The sequence below is a fragment of the Aureliella helgolandensis genome, assembly GCF_007752135.1.
Classification (GTDB): Bacteria; Planctomycetota; Planctomycetia; order Pirellulales; family Pirellulaceae; genus Aureliella; species Aureliella helgolandensis.
The window spans coordinates 2,686,696-2,709,847 of record NZ_CP036298.1; the positions used below are offsets into that span (position 1 = coordinate 2,686,696).

14 protein-coding genes are annotated in these 23,152 nt (G+C 56.2%); 10 read left to right on the forward strand and 4 right to left on the reverse strand.

Going from position 1 to position 23,152, the window contains the following annotated elements; all coding sequences use genetic code 11:
• Positions 1-124: 124 nt before the first annotated feature.
• The 3 genes from Q31a_RS09560 (at position 125) to folP (ending at position 2,261) form a co-directional block, all read left to right on the forward strand.
• On the forward strand, positions 125-349 hold the full coding sequence (locus Q31a_RS09560) for a hypothetical protein (RefSeq protein ID WP_145076983.1): 225 nt from the start codon (positions 125-127) through the stop codon (positions 347-349).
• 62 nt (positions 350-411) lie between these two features.
• Positions 412-1,380 (forward strand): SMP-30/gluconolactonase/LRE family protein, encoded by a 969-nt coding sequence (locus tag Q31a_RS09565; RefSeq protein WP_145076985.1) that lies wholly within the window; start codon positions 412-414, stop codon positions 1,378-1,380.
• A 2-nt stretch (positions 1,381-1,382) separates the two neighbouring features.
• Positions 1,383-2,261, forward strand: a complete 879-nt coding sequence (gene folP, locus Q31a_RS09570) for a dihydropteroate synthase (protein WP_315851656.1) — start codon at positions 1,383-1,385, stop codon at positions 2,259-2,261.
• Here folP and Q31a_RS09575 read toward each other — a convergent pair.
• Positions 2,256-3,284, reverse strand: a complete 1,029-nt coding sequence (locus tag Q31a_RS09575; RefSeq protein WP_145076987.1) for a 3-hydroxyacyl-CoA dehydrogenase NAD-binding domain-containing protein — start codon at positions 3,282-3,284, stop codon at positions 2,256-2,258. The genes folP and Q31a_RS09575 overlap by 6 nt on opposite strands.
• Before the next feature lie 256 nt (positions 3,285-3,540).
• Between Q31a_RS09575 and Q31a_RS09580 the strand changes: the two genes are divergently transcribed.
• The 7 genes from Q31a_RS09580 (at position 3,541) to Q31a_RS09610 (ending at position 19,731) form a co-directional block, all read left to right on the forward strand.
• Positions 3,541-4,857 carry a DUF1570 domain-containing protein gene (locus Q31a_RS09580; RefSeq protein ID WP_197356573.1) on the forward strand — a complete coding sequence of 439 codons (1,317 nt, stop codon included), beginning with the start codon at positions 3,541-3,543 and terminating at the stop codon, positions 4,855-4,857.
• Between the two features lie 531 nt (positions 4,858-5,388).
• A complete protein-coding gene (locus Q31a_RS09585) occupies positions 5,389-8,706 on the forward strand; it encodes a PSD1 and planctomycete cytochrome C domain-containing protein (protein ID WP_197356575.1) in 3,318 nt (1,105 codons plus the stop codon).
• Positions 8,707-8,740: 34 nt separating this feature from the next.
• A complete protein-coding gene (locus Q31a_RS09590) occupies positions 8,741-10,162 on the forward strand; it encodes a DUF1501 domain-containing protein (protein ID WP_145076994.1) in 1,422 nt (473 codons plus the stop codon).
• A 1,284-nt stretch (positions 10,163-11,446) separates the two neighbouring features.
• Entirely contained in the window at positions 11,447-11,725 is a 279-nt protein-coding gene (locus Q31a_RS09595; RefSeq protein WP_145076898.1) for a hypothetical protein, read from the forward strand.
• 22 nt (positions 11,726-11,747) lie between these two features.
• A complete protein-coding gene (locus tag Q31a_RS09600) occupies positions 11,748-12,923 on the forward strand; it encodes a UPF0236 family transposase-like protein (RefSeq protein WP_145076896.1) in 1,176 nt (391 codons plus the stop codon).
• A 557-nt stretch (positions 12,924-13,480) separates the two neighbouring features.
• On the forward strand, positions 13,481-14,812 hold the full coding sequence (locus Q31a_RS09605) for a S1C family serine protease (RefSeq protein ID WP_145076996.1): 1,332 nt from the start codon (positions 13,481-13,483) through the stop codon (positions 14,810-14,812).
• Positions 14,813-15,219: 407 nt separating this feature from the next.
• A complete protein-coding gene (locus Q31a_RS09610) occupies positions 15,220-19,731 on the forward strand; it encodes an outer membrane protein assembly factor BamB family protein (RefSeq protein WP_145076999.1) in 4,512 nt (1,503 codons plus the stop codon).
• Between the two features lie 500 nt (positions 19,732-20,231).
• On the opposite strand, the gene Q31a_RS09615 is transcribed toward Q31a_RS09610, so the two are convergent.
• The 3 genes from Q31a_RS09615 to Q31a_RS09625 form a co-directional block, all read right to left on the reverse strand.
• A complete protein-coding gene (locus tag Q31a_RS09615; RefSeq protein ID WP_145077001.1) occupies positions 20,232-21,122 on the reverse strand; it encodes a DUF1571 domain-containing protein in 891 nt (296 codons plus the stop codon).
• Positions 21,123-21,417: 295 nt separating this feature from the next.
• Complete coding sequence (locus Q31a_RS09620; protein ID WP_145077003.1) at positions 21,418-22,377, reverse strand: hypothetical protein; 960 nt, start codon at positions 22,375-22,377, stop codon at positions 21,418-21,420.
• 119 nt (positions 22,378-22,496) lie between these two features.
• Positions 22,497-23,012: a hypothetical protein gene (locus Q31a_RS09625; protein WP_145077005.1), complete on the reverse strand. Its 516-nt coding sequence runs from the start codon at positions 23,010-23,012 to the stop codon at positions 22,497-22,499.
• Positions 23,013-23,152: the final 140 nt, after the last annotated feature.

The window sequence follows — 23,152 nt, forward strand, 5'->3', positions numbered from 1 at the left end:
TCGCCACCGGCAGAGAAAATGCACTTCTCACTGCGTCGGCTGGTCGAGACAAACTCTCCCACCGCTCGAGCTAGGCTGGGGGAACCGCCAATCCATGATGGGGAATGCTACCTTCGCGATAAGAATGAAAACGCAGCGGAATCAACTTCCCTTGACGCGTCGAGTTTTGGTTTTTGCGTTAAAATTCAAAACGCGACGGGATCTGCAGGCGGCCAGCGACTGCATCCTTAAGCCAATTGTCCAATTCGAGGCTGGTGGCAAGCCCCCCAACCGCTGGCTGGGACTTGGCGGCCCCGTCTCGAAGATTCCAGTCAAGCGATCGACGACTGAAGCTCGCCCGGCCCGCTGACCGTGTGGCGGACAAAGTCGACCTAAAAATTTGCAGGTTTCGTAGTTAAAGAAAGCCAATTGATGAGCCAGACCACCGATGCACAACTACTGTTTCTGCCCGATAGCGAATCGCTGAGGTTCCTTCCCGAAGGCCCAACCGCTTTGGGAAGTGGACGATTTAGCTGGGTAGCCATCCAGCATGGAGCGGACGCTCAAAACGGTTCTTTGAACATCTTCGATGTGGCGTCCGGTACCAATCAACAGTATGCCTTGCCAGGTCGCCCTGGATTTGCCAAGCCCACCAATCGCAGCGATACGTTCGTGGTGGGCTGTGAACGAGAATTGGGCCTCTTCAACACCGAGAGTCGACAGTGGCAGAGCATTGCAAGCGGAATTGATGCCGATCGCGACGGAACCATCATCAACGACGGTACAGTGTATGCTGACAATCTCGTCTTCGGCACTAAGGATTTGGAATTCAAAACGCCCAAAGCTGGTTTGTACCTTTTCCGTGCCAGCGACCAGCAGCTCATTCGCCTGCGCGATGATCAAGTCTGCAGTAATGGAAAGGATGTCATGGACTCCGGCGATGGCGGCCTACACCTCATCGATATCGACTCTCCAACCAAGAAGGTTGTCCGCTATCGATTGAACCTCGACGGTGGGGAGTTGAGCGAGTGTGAAACCATCGTAGACCTCAACGACCTCCCGTCGGTTCCAGATGGTATGACGCTGACGCCAGATGAGCAGAGCATGATCATCAGCTTCTACAATCCCAACCCTGCAGAATTTGGTGAAACGCGGCAGTACAGTCTCTTGAACGGCCAACTCGAGCATATTTGGCGGACCCCGCAGAGTCCTCAGAATACGTGCCCCTTGCTGTTGGAAATGCCTGACGGTTCGGTCAAGCTGATCATAACCACCGCCGTAGAGCACATGCCCAGTGAGCGCAGGCAAGATGCCAAGCTCGCCGGTGGCCTCTTTGTGGCAGAGACCTCCTTCGCCACTTCACCGGCAACACCGATGTTTCCCATTGATCGGTTCTTGTAGTCATGCAAAAGTCGCAAGCACTCCACTCCGCAGATATCCCATGGCGATGCACAGCGTGGCAATTGCGCACTCGCAGCCTCGAATTCGGTGACTTGCCCGCATTGATGGGGATCGTCAATGTCACCCCCGATAGTTTTTCGGATGGAGGCAAATACTTCACGCCCTCGCAAGCCGTCGACCATGCGTTGCGGCTCGAAGACGCGGGGGCCAGCATTCTCGATGTCGGTGGCGAAAGCACCCGTCCCTACAGCGATCCGGTAGCAGCGGAGGAAGAGTGGCGCAGAATTGAACCCGTTCTCGGGTCGCTAGTCGGCAGAGTATCGATTCCAATCTCGATTGATACGTCCAAGAGTTCCATCGCACGCCGCGCGACCGAAATGGGTGTCGAGATCATCAACGACGTAACGGGTTTGGAGGGGGACCCCGAGATGCTCGCCGTCGCTGCACAATCGGCTGCAGGAGTCTGCGCCATGCATATGCAAGGCACCCCTCAATCCATGCAAGACGATCCACATTATGAAAACGTTGTCCACGAAATCTATGACTACTTGCAACAGCGTGACCATGCGTTGCAGGCAGCCGGTATTGATGCCAATCGCATCTGCCTCGATCCGGGCATCGGCTTCGGAAAATCCCACGCACACAACTTGGAACTGCTGCGAGGGTGCCAAAAATTCTTAGAATTGCGGCGGCCGATCCTGATCGGACATTCGCGTAAAGGCTTCATTTCCAAGATATTGGGAGCCCCGTCGACCGATCGAACACTGGGCAGCCTTGGCGTGAGTCTGGCGCTAGCCGCCAAGCAAATTCCACTGCTGCGCGTGCACGACGTGGCGGGAACTCAGCAAGCACTCGCCTGCTTCGCTGCGTGCGGCTTATGAAACACCACCATCTTGCGGTAGCTTGGTAGGTCGATGCAACTTCGTTATCTGGCCCGCTTCGGAATAGTCGTAGAAACCGCGTCCAGTTTTTGTTCCTAGCCGCCCCTGTTCCGTATGCTGCTGGACCAGGGCCAGCAGTTGGGCGCTGTCCACCTCCGTGGGAGAAGCCCAACGCGCATTGCTCAACACTTGCTCAATCACGTCCAGCCCGATTCGATCCATCATGCCAAATGGTCCCAGAGGCATCCCCGTCACTGCCTTCCAAGATTGATCGATCGTGTCGGGATCAGCCACATCCAACGCGGTCAGCTCCAAAGCGGACTTGAGGACAGACTGCAACAGCCAGTTAAAGATATAGCCAGGATGCTCTCGCCGAAGCAGGAGTGGTTCAATACCGATCCGCACCACCATTTCGCGGAGTGCTTCCACGACTGCTGGATCGGTCGCGTCGCACCCGACGATATCGGCCACCGAATCGCGTAGCACAGGCACGTGGAAGTGCAGGTGCGCAAATCGGCGCGGCTCCGTAACGTAAGCAGACAGCATCGACGGTACAAAGTAGGAGCTATTGGACGCGATGATCGTGTCGGTGCCGGCCAACTTGCTAATCTGCCTCAGCGTCCGTTTCTTGATCGAGACCTGTTCAGGAACGCACTCCAGGACCAAATCGATTTTGCGCGCAAGTTCCATTCCGTCCGCAGCGTCTCCCTCCGCAGCTTCCCGCAGGGGCGTCGTGAAGACTTCCGCCAGCGAACAACTCATTGCGATGCGTTCCATCCAAGAGGGCTCAACGGGAAGGGGAGTGGAGTCGGTAACGCTAGGCGCTGCAACTCCTACTCCAGCTGCATTCTCAGAGGGCGCTGGCAGCGTTTTGAGCCACTGCCAAGCATCGTCACACACCTCTTGAGACTTGTCGACCAGTGTGACCCATAGACCGTGCTGTGCCATTCGAGCCGCAATCTGGCGACCGACCCATCCGGCTCCAACAATCACAGCATGATCGATTTTTGCAGTTAAACTCACGTTTAAACAGAGCTCCTCAGCTGACGCTGGAATCGTTAAATAATGGAATGGCGTTTGCGAATACTCGCGCAGAGCGGTTCAATGTAGTAGAATTGATATTCGACTGCGAGGTGTTTGCTGACCTCGCCCACCAAACTGGGTACCTGGGCAAACTGGGTGAGCAAGCATTCGTCGAGCTTGTGATTCGCCCAATCCTTACTCCGAGGCGCTGGATCGAATGGAAGTGAAGTCCCATGCGAGACTTTCGATGTGGAAAATGAGTTGCCCACGAAGAAGACGCCGCTTCGATCTCGGCGACACGCACCGCATCAGAGACTCGGTCATCGCTAGCGTCTCAAGGCTACCATACCAGGCACTCCCCTCCATCCGCTACCTCGCCGTGGCGGTATTGGTCTTGTGGAGCGTTGGGCCTCAGCTCAGCCCTCCACTGTTGGCTGACGACTCGGTTCCAGGAGTCGAAGTTGGTGAAGAAGCTGTCGGAAACGTCGCTGTGCGGACGGTTCAAATCGAATTTAAGCAAGGCGAAGCCTCGGTTTCAACCGTCGGAGAAGTACAGCGGGAGTACGCCGACGGAAGCCTACTCCTGCTAACGCCCGACGGCCAGCTGTGGACTCTCTTGCATGACGAGATCCAATCGATTCACGACATCGACGAGCCCATGCAAGCGGCCACTTCGAAGGAGATCTACGAGCAATTTAAGGAGCAACTTCCTCCCGGATTTTCCGTGCACAAGACGCGGCATTACGTGATGGTCTACAACACCAGCCCGGCCTACGTGCAGTGGGCAGGTGAGTTGTTCGAGGGGCAGTACTCGCGCTTCTACAACTACTGGAAATCGCATGGCATCAAGCTGGACGAGCCACGTTTCCCCCTCGTCGCGCTCGTCTTCAGCGACAAGGCCTCCTATTCGCGGTACGCCACTCATGAAATTGGTCAATCGGCCGAATCGATGATTGGCTACTACAACATGAAAACGAACCGCATGGTTTCGTACGATCTAACCGGGGTGGACGGAAGCGTTCCGAATGGTCGGCGTGTGACGCGAACCCAGATTGTCAAACAAGTCCTGGCGCAACCTCAAGCAGAGCGAACCGTCTCAACCATCGTGCACGAAGCGGTCCACCAACTTGCGTTCAACAGTGGATTGCAAGTTCGTTTGGCTGCCAACCCTCTTTGGGTTTGCGAGGGCTTGGCGATGTTCTTCGAGACGACCGACATTGGCAACACACGCGGATGGGGCGCTATCGGAAAGGTGAACTATCACAACTACGTGATGTTCGGCAAGTACCTGCCGTCTCGAAAGCCTGCTTCGCTTCCCGAACTGATATCCGACGATTCGAAATTTCGCGATTCGGCCACTGCCAGTCAAGCCTATCCGGAGAGCTGGGCACTGACTTACTTCCTCATGATGACGCGAAATAAAGACTTCGTGGCCTACATGAAATCGATGCAGCAACTCCCCCCCCTGGGCGAGACCTCGCCTCGAGAACGCATCGATTTGTTCAAGCAGCACTTTGGCGAGTTGGGAGAGCTCGACCAAGATTTCTTACGCTATGTTACGCGTCTCCGTTGACCTAGCAGTAGTGCGTTCGATCCGAATTCAGCCCGACGCGCACTGCACCAAGTCGATTTGGGGCCTTTGGATCAATTGGTGTCGCCAGATCGCTCCGCCGATCGGCGTGTTCCCGAACGAACCGTCGGAGCGGTTCGACGACTATCCGCCAATAATGGTTCCAAAAGTCCTTAGCTGAGCGTTTCGGAGAGAACTCTCTAGTTCAGACCACTTTTTTGTGTCCAGTCCGAGCTCCTCCCGCCAGCGGCCGACTCAATGCCCCCGAGTGTCTTGGCTTGGCGGCAAGATTGCAGCCACATTGCGAAGTGTGTAGGATGGCAGGAGTTCCTCGACTCCCTCCCTTCAGCAGCCAGCCTTCCTAAGCTGCCGATTTGCGACACCCCCTCCCGCTGGCGGTCAACAAGTGCGTCTTCGCCTGCTAGCAGATTCCCGCGAGTGCGTTTGATGCTGCACATTTCTTCGGTTGTAAACGGGCGACAGCCCCTCCACCTCCTCCTGGGCCTACTCTGGCTGTGCCTGCTATCTCCCCCAATGAGTCGCGGGATCGGCGGCGAGCCATTTGCAAGTCCCCCAACACCTAGCCCCACAGGCGAGGCCGTCGATTTTTTCGAGAAAGAAATTAGGCCCATCTTGATCGCGCACTGCGTGGAATGCCATCGAGCCGAAGATGCCTCTGGCGGCTTTCGTGCCGATGACTCCCTCGGCTTCCAGGCGGGTGGCGATAGTGGGCCAGCCATTGTCCCAGGTGCCCCCGGGTCGAGTCGCCTGATCCAGGCGGTGCGACGGGAGGGAGAGTTGGTAATGCCTCCCGATGAGCCGTTGGCGCCCCACCAAGTCGATGCGTTGGAGCGGTGGGTTCAACTGGGAGCGGTTTGGCCCGCAACCGCCAAGCCACTCCGACCAGCCTCCATGCAGGTTATCAAAACTCACTGGGCATTCCAGCCAATCGCGGATAATCCTCCCCCGAACGTTCCCGACCCAGACAACTGGATTCAGACGCCCGTCGACGCCTTTGTGCTAGCGCAATTGAACAAGCAACACATCGTCCCCAGCCCCCGGGCCGACCGTAGAACTCTGATTCGGCGAGTCACCTATGCATTAACTGGCCTCCCACCCACGCCGGAGAAAGTCGCAAAGTTCCTCAATGATGAATCGCCTCAAGCCTACGAAGCGTTGGTCGAGGAATTGCTCGCTTCTGCGCATTATGGAGAGCATTGGGCACGCCACTGGCTGGACGTCGCACGCTATTCCGACACTAAGGGTTATGTCTACGCAAGAGAAGAACGCAACTGGGTCCATGCCTGGGGCTATCGCGACTGGGTCATTCAGGCTCTGAACAAGGACATGCCCTACGACCGCTTCCTACTCTTGCAACTGGCGGCCGATCAAGTGGTCGATCCCCATGCGGAAGATCTGCTGGCGATGGGCTTCCTTACACTCGGGCGGCGATTTCTGGGTGTCCAACGCGATATCATCGATGATCGCATCGACGTTGTCTGCCGTGGAATGCTCGGCCTGACCGTCAGTTGCGCTCGATGCCATGACCACAAATACGACCCGATACCTACTGCGGACTACTACTCCCTGTATGGTGTTTTCAACAGCTGCATCGAATCCCTGGATGCCATCCATCCTCCCGGAGATAAGGAGGCAGAAGATGAGGTGCTGGAACAGAGAAAATCGGCCCTCCGAGAGGCCCTGAGGGAAGCGCGCACAAACGCGTCTAACCGCGCGTGCAACCGAGTGGCAGACTACCTATTTGCCCAATCGGAGCTGGACAAGTACCCAGCCAACGGCTTTGACCAAATCTTTCAACCCGAGGATCTGTTGCCGGAGTTCGTGCGAAGTTGGCAACGTGCACTGCGACATGCAGAGCAAACCTCCGACCCAGTCTTTATGGCTTGGCTGGCGTTTGCAAAGTTGGACGCGGCAGACTTCCAGGCCCAGGCCGTAGCCGTAACGCAACAGTTGGCCGAGTCCTCCCCCGAACAATGCAATGCTCTGGTTCGTCAGGCTTTCGAACAACCACCGACCTCTTTTCGCGAGGTCTGCGATCGTTACGGCCTGTTGTTTACCGAGGTTCAGGCAGAGTGGATGAAATTGCTCTCCGCCGCCGACGGACAGGGTACACAGCCTCCTTCGGCTCTGCCCAACCCAGCAGCGGAAGCGTTGAGAGGGGCTGTGCTCGGAAAAAATGCTGCTTGCCAAGTACCTGCAGGCGGTATCTATAACCTAGAAACATATTTCGATTCCGATACGGTGACCAAACTTTGGAAGCTCCAAGCGGAAGTCGATCGGCGGATTATGGAACTGGGCGGTTCCCACCGACACGCCCTAACACTCCACGATAGGGAGCATCCCGTTGAGCCAAGAATCTTCCTACGTGGCAATCCTCTCAACCAAGGTGAGGATGTACCGCGACGTTTTCTGCAGGTTCTATCCCAGCCAACCTCGGCTCCCTTCGAGCAGGGGAGTGGGCGGTTAGAGTTGGCCCGGGAAATCATCTCACCGGAGAATCCCCTGACTGCGCGAGTTGCTGTAAATCGCATTTGGGCAAGCCATTTTGGGACCGGCCTAGTCGCCACGCCCAGTGACTTTGGAACGCGAGCTGCTCCTCCATCCCATCCGCAACTCCTCGATTGGTTGGCCTCACAATTTGTCGAGCAGGAGTGGAGTTTGAAGCAACTGCACCGACACATCGTATTGTCCTCCACATTCCAACAGGCATCTCGAACCGCCAATGCCCACGCGGAGTCGCTCGACCCGCAGAATCGTTGGCTGTGGCGAATGAACCCTCAACGCCTTTCGTTCGAAGAGTTTCGAGACTCGTTGTTGCGTGCCAGTTTGCAGCTCGACCCCACGCTAGGTGGAGCACCTAGCGAGTTGTTCACTCCACCCTATATGCCTCGACGCACGGTGTACGGACTGGTAGATCGCCAGTATTTGCCTACGGTGCTGCGCGTCTTCGACTTTGCCAATCCAGACTTACACGTTCCCCAGCGGAATGAAACGACGGTGCCGCAGCAAGCCCTATTCTTTATGAACCATCCGCTCATCCTCGAACAAGCCCAGACGCTTGCAGAGCAAGCCGGTGGAGCACCGGAGGCTACACAGCGTGTGACGGCAATGTTCCAGCATGTGTTTCAACGTCCTCCTACGACCGCTGAACTAACCACTGCGTTGCAGTTCGTGGCATTGGAGGAAACCTCAACGGTCCCCACTCCCAGCAACACGGCCACCGATTGGGAATACGGCTACGGTCGCTGGGATCGGGCGCAGCGACGCGCCGTGGATTTTTCCCGCTTGCCGCACTTTACGGGCACCGCTTGGCAGGGCGGTGAACACTGGCCAGATGGCAAACTCGGTTGGGCGCAGCTGACTGCCTCAGGAGGCCACCCGGGGAACGACCGCGACCACGCAGTGATCCGCCGTTGGACAGCGCCTCGAGCCCTAGAAATTGAGCTAGAGTCTCACGTGCAGCACGAGGCAGCCGCTGGCGACGGAATCCGCGCCTTCATCGCCCATAGCCAGCGTGGCGAACTGTGGTCTGCAGCCTTCCAGCAAGAAAGCCGCGATTTTCACATCGATCGACTGGAGGTCCAACCAGGTGATCAAATCGATTTTGTCGTCGACATTGGAGAGGGACTCAACAGCGACCAATTCTTGTGGGACGTGCGTTTGAAAGAACTGAAGAGTGATCCAACCAGCTCGAATGCAACCGCTGCAACCAGCCTTAGTGAGTGGAGTTCGCTAAAGGATTTCGAATCCTCCCCTCCACAGGTATTGAACCGATGGGAGCAATTGGCACAAATCCTACTGTGTAGCAACGAATTCCTGTTTGTCGACTAGTTCCGACTCCCATACCGCACTGAATAGTATCGCCATGAATTCCCACACCTCGACGCATGATTTTTCCCGTCGCCGGCTGCTAACCCGCTCCGCCTTGGGGCTTGGCGGACTCGCGCTTTCTTCAGTGCTGGCAACCGATGGTCACCTGGTCGCGGCAGAGCAACCACGAGGTTCCCTTGCAGCGCGAGCGCCACACTTTCCGGCTCGGGCAAAGCGGGTGATCCACTTCTTCCTCAACGGTGGCCCATCGCATGTCGACACGTTCGATCCCAAGCCTGCGCTGCAAAAATATGCTGGTCAGCCCTTACCGCAAACGCTCACTACGGAACGCAAGACCGGTGCGGCTTTCCCGTCGCCCTTCAAGTTCAAACGCTACGGAGAGTCGGGCATCGAAGTCAGCGAACTCTTTCACCGCACTGCTGCGCACATTGACGACATCGCTGTCATTCGCTCGATGGTCGCTCAAGTTCCCAACCATGAGCCTTCCCTCATGCTGATGAACTGTGGCGACTCGGTCCAGGCGCGGCCCAGCATGGGTGCTTGGCTACTGTATGGATTGGGAACCGAGAATCAGAATCTGCCGGGCTTTATTGCAATGTGCCCAGGGGGGCTTCCCATTAAAGACAACGAGAACTGGCAGGCTGCATTTTTACCGGGCGCCTACCAAGGCACCTACATTGACTCCAAGCACACCGAATTCAAACGCCTCATCGAAAACATCGAACATCCACACATTACTTCCACGCAACAGCAGCAGCAGTTGGACCTCCTTGCCCAGTGGAATCGGCAACATGCCGCTACCCGCTCCGACTCCCGCCTTGATGCCCGGATTCAATCCTATGAACTGGCCTTTCGCATGCAGCGAGATGCGCAGGATGCGTTTGACGTAAGCGATGAGCCAGCGTACATGCAGGAAATGTATGGCAAGGGAGTGCATGGGCGTCAAACGCTGATCGCCCGACGCCTGCTAGAACGCGGCGTGCGCTACGTGCAACTCTGGCATGGTGCAGGCCAACCCTGGGACAATCATGACAAAATCGAAGAGAATCATCGACGCCTAGCAGGCGAAATCGACCAACCCATCGCCGCCTTGCTAACCGACCTCAAGCAGCGAGGAATGTTGGAGGAGACGCTAGTCCTGTGGGGCGGAGAATTCGGCAGAACTCCAACTGTCGAACTGAGTGGAGCTGGCGTGCCTCAGTATGGTCGCGACCATAACCACTACGGCTTCACCGTTTGGATGGCCGGAGGCGGCATCAAAGGTGGCACCGTGCATGGGGCTACCGATGAATTCGGCTTTAAAGCACAGGAGAATCCGACCTCGGTGCACGACCTTCATGCAACCATGTTGCACGCTCTAGGGCTAGACCACGAACGATTGACCTACCGTTACGGTGGCCGCGACTTCCGGCTCACCGATGTCCATGGCAAAATCTTGCACGATATTCTGGCTTAGCAGAAATCCACCAATGCAAAACGGCGACACCAAAGTGCCGCCGCTGAATTCTAGAGATCGTCGGAACATGAGCCAGCAGGTGGAATGCTGCTGCTCAATTGGCATCAGTGGACTACCGAGGTAGCGTTCTGCACCTTCGACGATACGGCTCAACCGCTAGTTGAGCCAAGGCAATTACATGCCACATCCGCAGCTAGGAGCAGCTTCGCAACCACAGCTAGGGGCAACGTCACAGCAGCTGGTGCGGCAAGCACGCTTAGCAGCACAACGAGCCTTGATGCGAGCTAGCAGGCCAACTCGGGCACAAGGATCACAGCAAACGTCAACTTCACAACCACAGCTAGGTGCTGGTGCACAGCAAACAGGTGCTGGAGCAGGAGCACAGCAAACAGGAGCTGGTTCGCAGCAAACTGGTGCAGCGTCGCAGCAGCTTGGAGCAGGTGCACAGCAAGCTCGCTTGGCAGCACAATGAGCCTTGATGCGGGCTAGCAGACCAACTCGGCCACAAGGATCACAGCAAGGGTCAACTTCACAGCCACCACAGCTTGGCATGGCAATTTCGCAACCGCAGCTAGGAGCGGTATCACAACAACCTCGGTTGTGACCGAATAGACCGGCGCTTGCACTGGATGGAGCCAGACAGAAACTAGCGGCAAGTGCCAAGGAAGCGAGGATACGTACGGACATTTGGAGTCTCCACAATTGGATTGTTAAAGGGGTGGTCCCGCAACGCTTTCGACAGGCTCATTGAATTCGAAGCCGACAACCGCTTGGTGTTTGGCCGGAACTTCGAAATGAGGTGCCTTGAGCACGGTTCCATATACATTCTTCCGCTCAAGTATTCGGCCACGGAATCCCTCAATGCCTACCAAATCAGACAATTTTAGCTAGCACTCCATCTTTACCAGTTCCAATTATCTCCCCTAGTCCGACTTTTCCAATTGTATTGGACCGGTTTACACAGGCGGGGGACGCCATGCGAAAATACCCCCCACCGGAGGATGTTGCCCGAAGCTAGACAACGAAAGATGGCGTTCTCCAAAATTGAGTCGTGAAAACGCGCAAACACCGCAACTCAAGTTACCCCAGGGGTAGTGAACGAGCTAGCAAGCCCAATCGAACCGCCAAAATTCTGGGGCGCTGCTCCCAAACACGGCGTTGCCTCCCCGACAAGTTGCCTCCCCTAGAAACGCGGGTGTCTGACAAATACCTATGGCGCGAAAGATGGGCAGGGGGCATAATATAGGGTGTTCCTTTTTCCCCGTTTAGTGAGGAGTGAATGCCATGGGAAGTTCGAAAGTGGATCGCGAAGGTTTGAAAGCTACGCTGCAAGCCGAATTCGAAGCGACGCTCAATGCGGTAGTTGATTCGATTGATAACGCTCGCGATGGTGCTTGGATCGAAGACAGCGAAGGACTCAGTCGTCAGGCTTTGGATCGTTTCCGGCAACAGGTCTATGAGGCAGCCTTACAAGCGAAGATTAATGCGGTGGAAGCCGCTTTTTCCCCCTCCGAAGAGCGCGACGGGAGTTCGAGCACGGAACAAGGGACGCCAACTACGTAGCCTCTTGACTGAGAACGGCCGTGTGCAACTAAAGCGTGTTCGGTGGGCAGTTCAAGACGAAACCAGCAGCACACCGATCGATGCCTTGCTGGATGAAGCAGAGAAAAGCTTCACGTGCGGGATACGTGAGATGCTTTGTCGTTTGAATCAAAGTTCCTCCAGCTTTGTAAAGACTGCGGCCAATATCGCTCGTTTATCATCGATCGACATTAGCGGCGAAAGCGTACGGCAATTGGTCGAGTACGAAGGTCGCAAGGTAACCAACCAGCTAACGCGAGGGGGCATTGATATTGGCTGGTCGTCGGCAGACTGCACGTTGGAAAATGTTCCCCAGAAGTCGTCGGCCAGTTCATCAGCCGCATCTGGCGCAGTGAATGATCAACAAAAACCAACCCCAACTCGGGTTTATGTCGGCTGCGACGGAGTGAAGGTACCGGTCGTTACTCAAGCCGAGAAGACTAAGCGTCGCACTACGATCAAACTGAAACGTCGACGTAGTGGAAAGAAATGTCGGCCGTTGCCAGCAGCTCGAGCAGGTTCGGATCAACAGTACAAGGAAGCAAGAATCGTAGTTGCTTACAACGAATCTCAGACGCTCCGGCTTGTGATAGCTACCCGCGGTGATTGCGAAGTCACTGGGCGCTTGATGCGAAGTATGGCGACGACCATCAAACTAGATGAAGCGACTGAGTCCATTGCAAATATCGATGGCGCTCCATGGATACGCAACCAATTGGAGTTTCACAACATTGTGGATAAAATCAACTTGGATTACTACCACATGAAAGACAACGCACAAAAGGCGCGTCGCGAGATGTTCGGCGAGGATGAATCGGGAGCCACATGGTTAACGGCATTGACCAACATCCTGATGGAACAGGGAGTCGACGCACTGCTGAGTGAGCTGCTTACTCAGAAACTCACGTGCTCAGGTCGACGCCTTCAAGCCTTGGAGCAATTGATCGGATATATTTCGGAGCGTCGTGAAATCATTCGTTATCGCGAACTTCGCGCTCGCGGCATTCAGATCGGCAGTGGTCCGACCGAGGCCCAATGCAAAACTACCACACAACGGGTCAAAGGCCGAGGTCGCCGGTGGGATTTCGCCAATGCCGAGTGCATGATGAACCTCGCTGCACTCGAAGCGAGTAACCTCTGGGACAATTACTGGGGAAATCATGCAAAAAATGCTGCCTAAAAGTTGTCCAGAAACTTTGGTCAGACACTGACTTCTTGACTTCTTGACTTCTTGGCTTCTTGGCTTCTTGGCTTCTTGGCTTCTTGGCTTCTTGGCGAAATGGCGAAATGGCGAAATGGCGAAATGGCGAAATGGCTAACAACGCTCGGGCAGCGACGAGCCGCCGGCGGGCTGAGGATCGTGAGGTTGGGAATGGACAGGACGCTATGCCGCCCCAGGCAGTCCGACTCGCTACGGCAACTGTCTAGGCCTGGGGCCGTTCAGCTCCAATAATCGCTCCCCTAGCAGCAAAAGGCGTATTGCACGCGCTGGAGTGGGATTCCCTGGGAGAAACCACGTGCTAGGATTGAAACGTGCCCAAATTCTGCTGTTGAGAGGGCCTGCATCGGTTGTTGCCAATGCGGCAGGCGATGCGGTATGGGGTTACAATGAGGCGGCTCGTGGTGGTGTAAACTGGCACGGGCCCTCAGACGTCGCTGAATGCCACGGCAGGGAACCTCCGCGTTTTCTACGGCAAGTCTAGAGAATCGAATGCTTACCTCAAGAATTGTGAGTCGATGAATAGTATGAGATGGAAACCCATTCATGGTGGGATCGCTTTCGGGTTTTCCCTATGGACCATGTTGTGTCTGGCTGATGAGGGGCCTGCGGGAGCGGCTATCGAATCGGATTCGGCTATCGCAACTGCGGTGATCGAACTCGATACCGATCCGACGGCAGAAGAGCAATCCGCAGCTCAGGCCCCCCCCGCGCAGGCCTTGGAGGCTCCCGTAGCCCAGGAGGCACCTCCGAGACCGGCAGTCGAGGAGCAAACGCCAGATGCGACTACCACGCTCGAAACCTCCCCTGCTCCGGAAGCTCTCGCGGCAACTGCTACGGCGACCGCCACTCCCGAATTGGTTGGGGCACGGGCGCTGTCCTTGGCCTTTCGCCGCTCGGCCGAAAGAACTTTGCCAGCCGTGGTGACGATCCTCACCCGATCCAAGGAAGCCAGTGCTAAACAATCGGCCGTGCTAGGCATTATTGGCGGTGAGGATGAGCAGATTTTTGACTCTATGGGAAGTGGCGTCATCATTAGTCCCGATGGATTGGTGTTGACCAACAACCATGTGATCCAGAACGCCTCGAGAATCGATGTGCGGCTAGCGGATGGACGGCAGTTCACCGCTCAGGATCCGGTAAGCGATCCTGCCAGCGACGTGGCCATCCTCAAGATTCCCGGGCAGCATCTACCAACTGCCGAACTGGGAGATTCAACCGATCTCTTTGTGGGAGAATGGGTGCTGGCAATTGGTAGTCCCTTTCAAATTGAATCGTCGGTGAGCGCCGGAATCATTAGTGGTACGGGCCGTCGTCGCAGTCTATCGTCGGTCGTCGCAGGCCAGTTCATTCAAACCGATGCAGCGATCAATCCTGGAAATTCAGGAGGACCGCTGATCGATCTCGAGGGTCGCGTAATTGGCATCAACACCGCGATCTCTTCGCGAACGGGTGGATTCCAGGGAATTGGATTTGCAATCCCCATCTCACGGGCGAGTTGGATTAAAGACGAATTGTTGGAATTTGGACGGGTTCGGCGGGGCTATGCAGGCGTCCGCACGAGTGATGTGACACTGGAGGTTGGCGATGTGTCGAGCAGTGGGGCAGGGCGGCACTCGCGTCCGCTGGGGGCGTACGTGCGTTCGGTGGTGCCCGATTACCCTGCCTACCTGGCTGGTTTGAAGTCGGGGGATATTATTCTCGAATTTGCCGATCAACGGGTCGATTCCAAGGGAGATTTTGCGGAGATCGTGCAACAATCTCCGCTCGACAAACCGCTGCCAATCGTCATCCAACGCGCCGGGCAACGGCAGACGCTGACCATGACGTTGGTGGAACGACCCAAGTAGATCCCAACTGCAAATTGTCTCCCTGTGGAACATTCGTTTGGTGGGCTGGTGGTTTGAGGCCGAGTAGCGCGGGGCAGGTGGATTGCGGCTGTGCGACCGACCATCCCACTGCTGAGCAGGTTGTCGGACGCATGAGCGGACGAAGCTCGCCGCCGGCGCAACGGATCCCGAACAACCTATGCACGGACGGTGGCTAGTGCCATGCCGCTCGCCAAACTAATGAGATCCATAGGAGCGGCGCAAACGACGATCCGCTGCGCAAGGCAGATGTTGCTGCTGCGGCAGGCGACGTGGATGGGGCGGTTTTTGCCGCCGCCGCTCTCCGTCCAATCCTCAATGAACGAGCACAACCGGTTACCTTCACGAACCGCTCCGCGATTGATACAACCCCTCCAAGGATAGAGTAGATGGGTATTGCCCGAATTGTTTCGATTGCCTTGATCCTGCTTGGATTGTGGGGCGACTTCGCTGCCGCTCAAGGCTTGTTTGGCCGCAACGTTGTGCGTTCTGGTGACGAATTGTTCTTACTCGCCCCGCGGGCTTTGCAACGGATGCTTTCGGAGGGGCATTTAGCGATCGACGAGGGACGCTATACCGATGGTATCGATGCGCTGTATTCCCTGTTGCAAGATCCACAGGCAGAGACCGACGACAGTCTGCTTGGCCAAGACTTTTTTACCGTGCATGGGGAGGAGCTCTATTCCGAGGGCTTGAAGCGCGAGGCGGCACAGATCCTGAGTCGGTTGCCCGAGGCGGGGCGGCGGACGCTGGAGCTGCAGTATGGCGTTACTGCGCGGCAAGCTCTGGAGGACGCCATCGCGGAGCGTGATCCGGCACAAGTGGCTTGGGTGGCACGGAATTATCCACACACCGAAGCCGGATACGATGCCTGGATGCTCTTGGCCCAACGCAAGTTGGTCGACGGATTGCCGCTTTCGGCGGCGCGGATTTACCAGCGTTTGATCGCCTATCCAGCCGCGTGTGCACGCTACGGAAGCGGCCTATTGAAAGCTGCGGCCATGGCTTGGCACCAAGGCGATCGAACCGCTGCTGCCGTGAGCGTGCTGGAGCGGGGCAACGAGTATTTTCCAGGAGCCAGTCTGGAGTTTGGTGGCCAGCAGCTGAGCCTCGCTGACCCCCAGGATTGGCTGGCGATTCTCGAGTCTGCCTCCGAGTGGAGTGCTCCGGCTCTCACTCCTCAAACGGCCGCCAATTGGCTAACCACCGGTGGATCGCCCAATCGAGCAGCCGTGTCCTCAGCCGGAATGCCCCTCAGTACCGCGCGATGGATCAAGGAAATTCACTCCAACGTGCTGGAGAAAGATGCTTTGGTTGAGATGGGCGATTCGCAATCCCAGCGTGGCAATACTCTTTTCCCCAAATTCGATTTGCGTTTGGTCGACAACTTAGTCTTAACCAAGACGACGGACGCCTCGATCTTAGCGATCGATTTTAAGACCGGCAATATTCGCTGGCCGTTCTTTCGCAAGGGGATGCCCTATGCATTTGCGGAGCAGTCATTTTCGACCGATTTCGAAAATGCTGCATCGACCATCTCTCCAGAAATCCAAGATCGTGTCTGGGGGAGTTCTGCCTATGGGCAGATGAGTTGCGACATGGAACGGGTGTATGCCGTTTTCGATCATGGACGCGAAACGCGATCCCGGGGCATGCAGTTTGAAACTTCCAATGTCCTCGTTGGTTTGAGCATACCTTCGGAAGGAACACTGCTGTGGACCGTCGGTGGAGAGGATGGAGGGAGCGAGCCATGGCTACGGAATGCTTATTTCCTGGGACCACCGCTGCCCTACGAAGGTGACTTGTACTGTTTAGTGGAGGCCCAAGGTCAAATGCAGTTGGTTGTTCTCGACGACGAAACCGGACGCCGGCTATGGTCGCAACAATTAGCGCATTCCACTTTTCCCCCTATCGCTGCCGACAGCCTTCGTCGCAGCCAAGCACTGTCCCCGGCTATCTCCGATGGCATGCTACTCTGTCCAACCGGGCTAGGAGCTTTGGTCGCTGTCGACCTGTTCGATCGCAGTTTGGCGTGGGCAACCTACTACGGGTCCAACACGCCAGCTTCCACCGGAGAATTTATCGCGCGGAGCACGCTCGACAATGCTAGCGACTACAATCCCATGTCCATTCGTTGGCACGATCCGACCATGCTAGCCCAGGATGGGGTGGTCGTGGTAACGCCCCTGGAGCTCAATCGCGTTATCTGCTGTGATATTTTTAGTGGAGAACGGCGGTTTGCGATGCTGAATCGCAATCACGCGCGCTATATCGCAGGGATTGCCGATGGCTACATTGTAGCCGTTGGCGACCGACATTTGGCCTGGTTTCGCATTGCGGATGGCAAGCAGATTTTGGGGCCCGACTATCCGGATGGCCGAGTGGTAGTGGGCCGGGGAGTCTGGGAGGGCAATGAGTTATTGCTCCCGCTGTCCGGACAAGCTGTTGTACGAGTCGGCACACATCATGGAAGTGGCGAAGTGTTGGACATGGCTCAGGTCGACCAGCCGCTGGGAAACCTGTTCGCCTACAAAGATCAATTGATTTCGGTCAGTTCGACGACGGTGGCTGCGTTCTACACGCGAGAATCGTTGAACAAGCAGTTAAGCGATCCCACGGACGACGCCACTCCTTGGAGCCTGAACCGACGGGCGCAATTATCGAGCGCGGCTGGCGACACCCAGGGTGCGCTCGACCTGCTCTTGAAATCCTATGAGCTCGACGCAGCCAATGCGGACACTCGCTATCTGCTGGTGGAAACCATCCTGACTGGCATGGAAGAGGACTTCGAAAAGTACCAGGAATTGGCTCGCAAGTTTGACAAGATTATTGAGTACGGTCCGCAGCGGTTCCGTTTTCTGCAGCAACTCACCCTCGGCAATATTCGCAGCAACCAGCATCTTGCTGCCTTCTCACGCTTGCTGGACTTGGTCAACGATCGCGTGGGAAGTCGCTTTAAGATGTCGCAGAATCGAGCCAACCAGGTTGCGATTTCGGAAAACCATCAAGTCGACTCCGATGCTTGGATCATTTCCAATTTGGCGCGGAGCTATGCGGCGGCTTCGGATGAGGAGAGAGCAGAGATTGAACGGCTCGTTGCCTTGGAGCTCGCCGATATCGATCAGTGGGTGCTATCCATTCGCCATCAGAAATTGCGTTTCTTCAGTTGGCTACCCGCTGCAGAGCCCCAATTGCTCCTGCTAGCCGAATCCCTCATGAGCGATCAAGAATGGGTTTCTGCCGAACAAGTGCTGGTGCCCTTGCTGGCATCTTCCAATGCCGACACGGTTGCCGCAGCGCGCCAATTGCTAAGTCGAGAATCCAGCTGGGATCGAAAACTCCTGGGATACTACGGCCAATATGGGAGTCTCATACCAGATCCTACGCAGCGGAACCCGTTGGACCGACTGCGCAGCGAAATGCCTCAAATCGAATTGGCGCCGGAACCGTGGAATCGCGGCTTGGCACTCGTGTCCATGAATCGCGAGAGCAACTACGCCGAGGGAATGGTGGTCGAGCAATTGTCCAACCGCTTTGGACGCCCCGAAGTGGAGCTAAGAATTGTTTCAGAGAAGCTACTTATCTACAGTCAGAATGGGCAACAGGTGGGCCGTATCCGCTATGACCGGGCGACGAACGATATTTCAGATCTGTCGGTGAAAGCTTCGATCCGCGGAAGTCTGGTCGTAGTGAACACCCATTCGGAGATCGTTGCCTTCAACCTTTACGCAGGATTGGAACGCGATACCGACGCGATGCTATGGCGGCAGTCCTTGTTCGGTGCGGGACCGACCATCCGCTACGAGCCGCGTGCTGCCGAAAATGTGATTAGCGACTTAGGGTTCCCGCTGGATACCCGAAGCAATCAATCGGGCCAAGCCGTGTCGGTAGGACCGATCACCGTTAGTGGAGTTCCCATCCAAACGGGGCGTAAAGTAATGATGTTGGACGGTCAAAGTGGGCGGATGGTCTGGTCTCGCGACGGGTTCAACCGCCAAGTGGAATTTGCAACCCTCGATTCTCGCTTGGCCATACTAACGTATCACGCCGATCGTACCGATGTCGAAATTGTGGACTGCCGAGACGGCACCACGCTAGCCGAGCGAAAGGTACCAGGCGGTTGGACGCACTGGTATTCGTTCAATGGCCTGTCGGTTGATTTCGTACAGCGTTTTGATGGCAGTGGAGCTGGCTTTGAGATTCCGCATACCTTGCGAATTTGGAATCCGCTGGATGGAGAGGAGCTGCTTCGGCTCAAGCTGGCCGCCGGGGCGCGGGCAGAGCAATGCTCTCAACGCCATATCGCTGTATTGGAACCCGATGGCAAGATGCACTTGATCGATTTGGCCGCTCCGAGCAAGGCAAACCATCGAGAGCACCAGGTGCCAGTCCTCGGTGTACTGGACACGATTTCGCTACAGAAGGTCGGCGAACAACTGGTGCTGCTCAGCAACGCAAGTGGCGATCGGGAGACCAGTCGTGACCCGCTGTTGTTTGCACGTGGAGATTCACTTCGTGATCGGGTACCGATCAACGGTTTCGTCTATGGCATCGACGGAGACACCTTGGACTTGAGCTGGGATCGACCCGCTGAACTCTATAGTTTTGCGTTTCCTACCAACCAGCCGCGCAATTCACCGTTCATGGCCCTCTATCGTGTCCGGAAGCTAGAGAGTACGGCTGAATTGCTACTCATCGATACTCGGACGGGCAAGCTTGCCTATTCCAGTGGGGCGTTCCTAACGCGGACTCCCAGCGGATTTACAATGACACTCAATCCCTTCAACCAATCCCTGGCGATAGAGTTGGGGGCTCGGCTGTTCAAGGTAGAGTTCACGCGGATGGGACGTCCTCCCCAGCCCATCGTGGTCAGTTCCCTGATTCATCCCAAGGGTAGCTAGTAGGTCGTGCAGGAACGCTTGCCGTGCCAGCCACGCTGAGTCCCCTGCCCTGCCCTGCCCTGCCCTGCCCTGCTTGTGCTTGTGCTTGTGCTTGTGCTCGTGCTCGTGCTCGTGCTCGTGCTCGTGCTGTTATTCCCTGGGCAATCCGAGATCCTTCAGCCGGTGAGCCAAGCGGTGTCCAAGCATTCGTATTGCGTTGCAAAACGAGTTTCCGGGCAATGGGCGAAACCGCGAGGCAAGGAAGCAACGGGGCGGTGCGATTCCCTGCCGCAACGGGGGTGGTTGCCACCTCTAAGACACACTACACATCGCCGACTCTAACTCGATAATTCGACTTGAAGAGAGCACGCGATCGCTTGCGCCTGGCCTACCAATGCAACAACCTAGGCTGTGCGCCTAGGTTGTTGAGTGGATGGATGTTTTTCGCGTTTCCTGGTGCCCGATGAAGATTGGGGGAACTGGGATCCGAAATCGAGAGACTGGGCCGCTTCAATGGACGGCTAGAATTTGTACTTCGGATTGTTGCGATCGAAGTCAATGTCATCCAGGCCTACGTTCAACTTGATGTTTTGGTAGGTGTATTCCTCGAGCAACTGTGGTTCCCCGCCAGGGGTCGTTGGCCAGGTGTGGGCGCTATAGCGAACGGGAATGTTCAGCTCGTTGTCAATGAAGATCTGAGCGTGGCAGAAGTCGAAGTAGGGACGTGGGACTGGGTGTTTAACCGATAGAACGGTACACTCACGGCCGCCGACTTTGGCACCCTTCAGGAACTCTACGACGCACTCATCGCGCTGGCGGTCTCGCTCGCCTTTTTCGATCAACTTGACGACCAAGTTCTCGATGCCCAAGTCGGTAATGGGGTAGCGTTGGCCACGCATGGCCATCAAGCCGTGGGGATCTAGATCGACCGTTGGCAGGAAGCGTCCCTTCATTCCACCCTCGTGAGCGACGAGCTTTCCATCGTTCTGGTTTTCGATGTAGATCGCTTCGCGGCCTTTCACGGCGGCTGGCTTAAGAAACGCGGTGTAGACACTGAAAGGTGTTACAATCTGTCCGTTTTGCATTTTGCGATTACGAACTTTGACTCCCATGTACTCGTAGTCACCGAGCGTCCCACCGATCTGCTCACGCTTGATTACAATCGCGGTGTAGTCGTGGATCGAGGACTGGATGTTCTTCAGGCTGGAGTAGGCAATCTTGAGGGCCGGATCCAGTGGATGTTCGGCTTCGTCAGGTTGCTGCCGCCCAAGTTCAACATTCTTCGAAACGCGGTATACCGGTTCCGAGGGAGTGCTGGCGGGTGGCTCCTGTGCTAGCAGTTGGTTCGAAAGAACCGAGCCGCCAAGCAGTGCACTGATTGATAGAAAATTGCGACGGTCGACTGGTCTCATCGAAAAGCCCTTCCATGGGGTACAGCTGTTTTGGTCAATCCTAGAGCCGCGAACCGACCCAAGTTGGTCAGCGCGTCTCAAATGCGTGTCCTAACACGTATCGATCCGAAGCGCGACAGCAATTCAACATCATTCCGTGCCGGCGTGCGATACCTAAAGGCGTTGATTCCCCACAAATCGCAATCGCTTCACCAATCGGAACACATTACTGCGACTCTAGCACTTAGGCAGTCTGGTTGGCCAGACCAGTTCCGAATCGAGGCGAATGCTGCCCCAAGCCGTCTGTTGCTAGCAACTAGCGAACCGTCCGGTAGTTGACCAGTGAGCTCTGACCCGGTGGAGGTTGGGCTTGGGTGTATACCGGAGGATTGGGGGGGACAGCCTGCAGGGAGGCATTCATTTTCACTAGGTCGTAGGTACTCAGGCCAGTCAGGTCCGGTAGGGTGAACGTACTTGCAGTCGCTGAAGCATCATCATTCAACAGATAAAAGCCTACTTCCACTGTAAAGGCTAGCGATTCGCCTTCGTCAGGGTGCAGTTGCACGTCGATGCGATGCGGCAGTGGCCAACCGATTTCAGAACTTTCCAGATCATCATGTTCACTTTGAGTCGCCTGAGCCACCAATTTGCCAGCCGGATTGTAGAGCAGAGTCTGTTCAATCGTACCAAAGCTTCCGTCGAGGATGAGTACGCGTTTGTATTCGGTGTTCTGTTGAGGAAAACGTGGGTCGAATGGTTGCGAGGGAATGTAAGTCACAACCTGCAATTTCCCATCGCCTCGTCGCAGCGGTGCATCGTGCCGATAGGATGGATTCATTTCGACGATCCCCATTGCTTCACGCAGCCATAGGGGGGAAACCGGCAAGATCTTCCGCGGTCCCGATTGTCGATTGAACTCGTCGTACCGAGCGTAGAAGAGATCCCCTTGAGTTTGCAACCAGAACATTTCTGGATTGCTGCCCGCAATGAGCCCGTTACCCATCATGGCCCGTGTAAAGGGATAGGCTTGTAAGCTAAAGTTCTCAGTCCGCTCCCAGATAAGGGATCCCTTGAGTTTGACTGGTATGTTCGGACTGGAGACCGTCAGACTATTGGACTCGATGCGGCGAATCGCCAGACTGCGATTCAAGTGCTGAGTCACTTCTGCGAGAGTCGGAGTTTGTTCAAAAATGACTGGGGGGCGAAAGTTGCGTTGCAGTGTTTCGCGACGCGCACAGGTCGCGCCCGTGGTCGCGAAGACTAGACTGAATGCCATACCACAGACTAGCCAATGGGGCGAAAGCCGGGGCCAGTGGAAGCGCGCCTGGGGGGCTGAGAGGCGTGAGTCCGAGACCGATGTGTTGGTTGGCTGTGGATTGTCTGGGGCGATGGCCACTACTCCTCGGTGAACAATAGAGTGCTAAGTTCGGCTTCGAGCTCCGGCAATTGTTCCGCGGTGGGCTCGCGAACCGGTACGTTCCATACGCGGCCATCGGCGGCACTGGTGAGCGTCCAGAGGTCGGAATCCGCCAACGCATCCTCTGGGGAGGAGTCGCCGTGCGTTTCGACGCGGCGTTCTTCGGAAAGGGCGCGTCGCCGAACGAGAAGCAATGCTAAGAAGTACGCCAAGGACTCTTTCCCCGGGCGTTCGACTAAATCCGAGAGCGTGTCGAGCAGGACGCCGGTCGGAGCCGGTCGGAGCTTTTTTGCGCCAGCTGTGGGCATGCGGCACTTCCACCAACCGATGGCACCTTCGGGAGGGGCTTCCCATGCTGAAGCCGCGATATCGATGCGCACCACATCTTCGTCCTTGGGCAAGATGACCGAATAGTAGAACTCCGACGGCTCCAGCGTGCGCTGACTGAGAGCACAGCGGCGGGTGCATTTGGAGATGGAGTAGTCCTGAACCATCAGGTTCCTCGGTCGTTCGTACACTGGAATCGGACGGACTCCTTGCCAGAATCCTACCCAGGATGGATTAGCCGTTTTCTCCAATTGAGACAAGTGCAATGCCCAAAAAGGGAAATGCTGTCATACTTGTCGCACCTAGC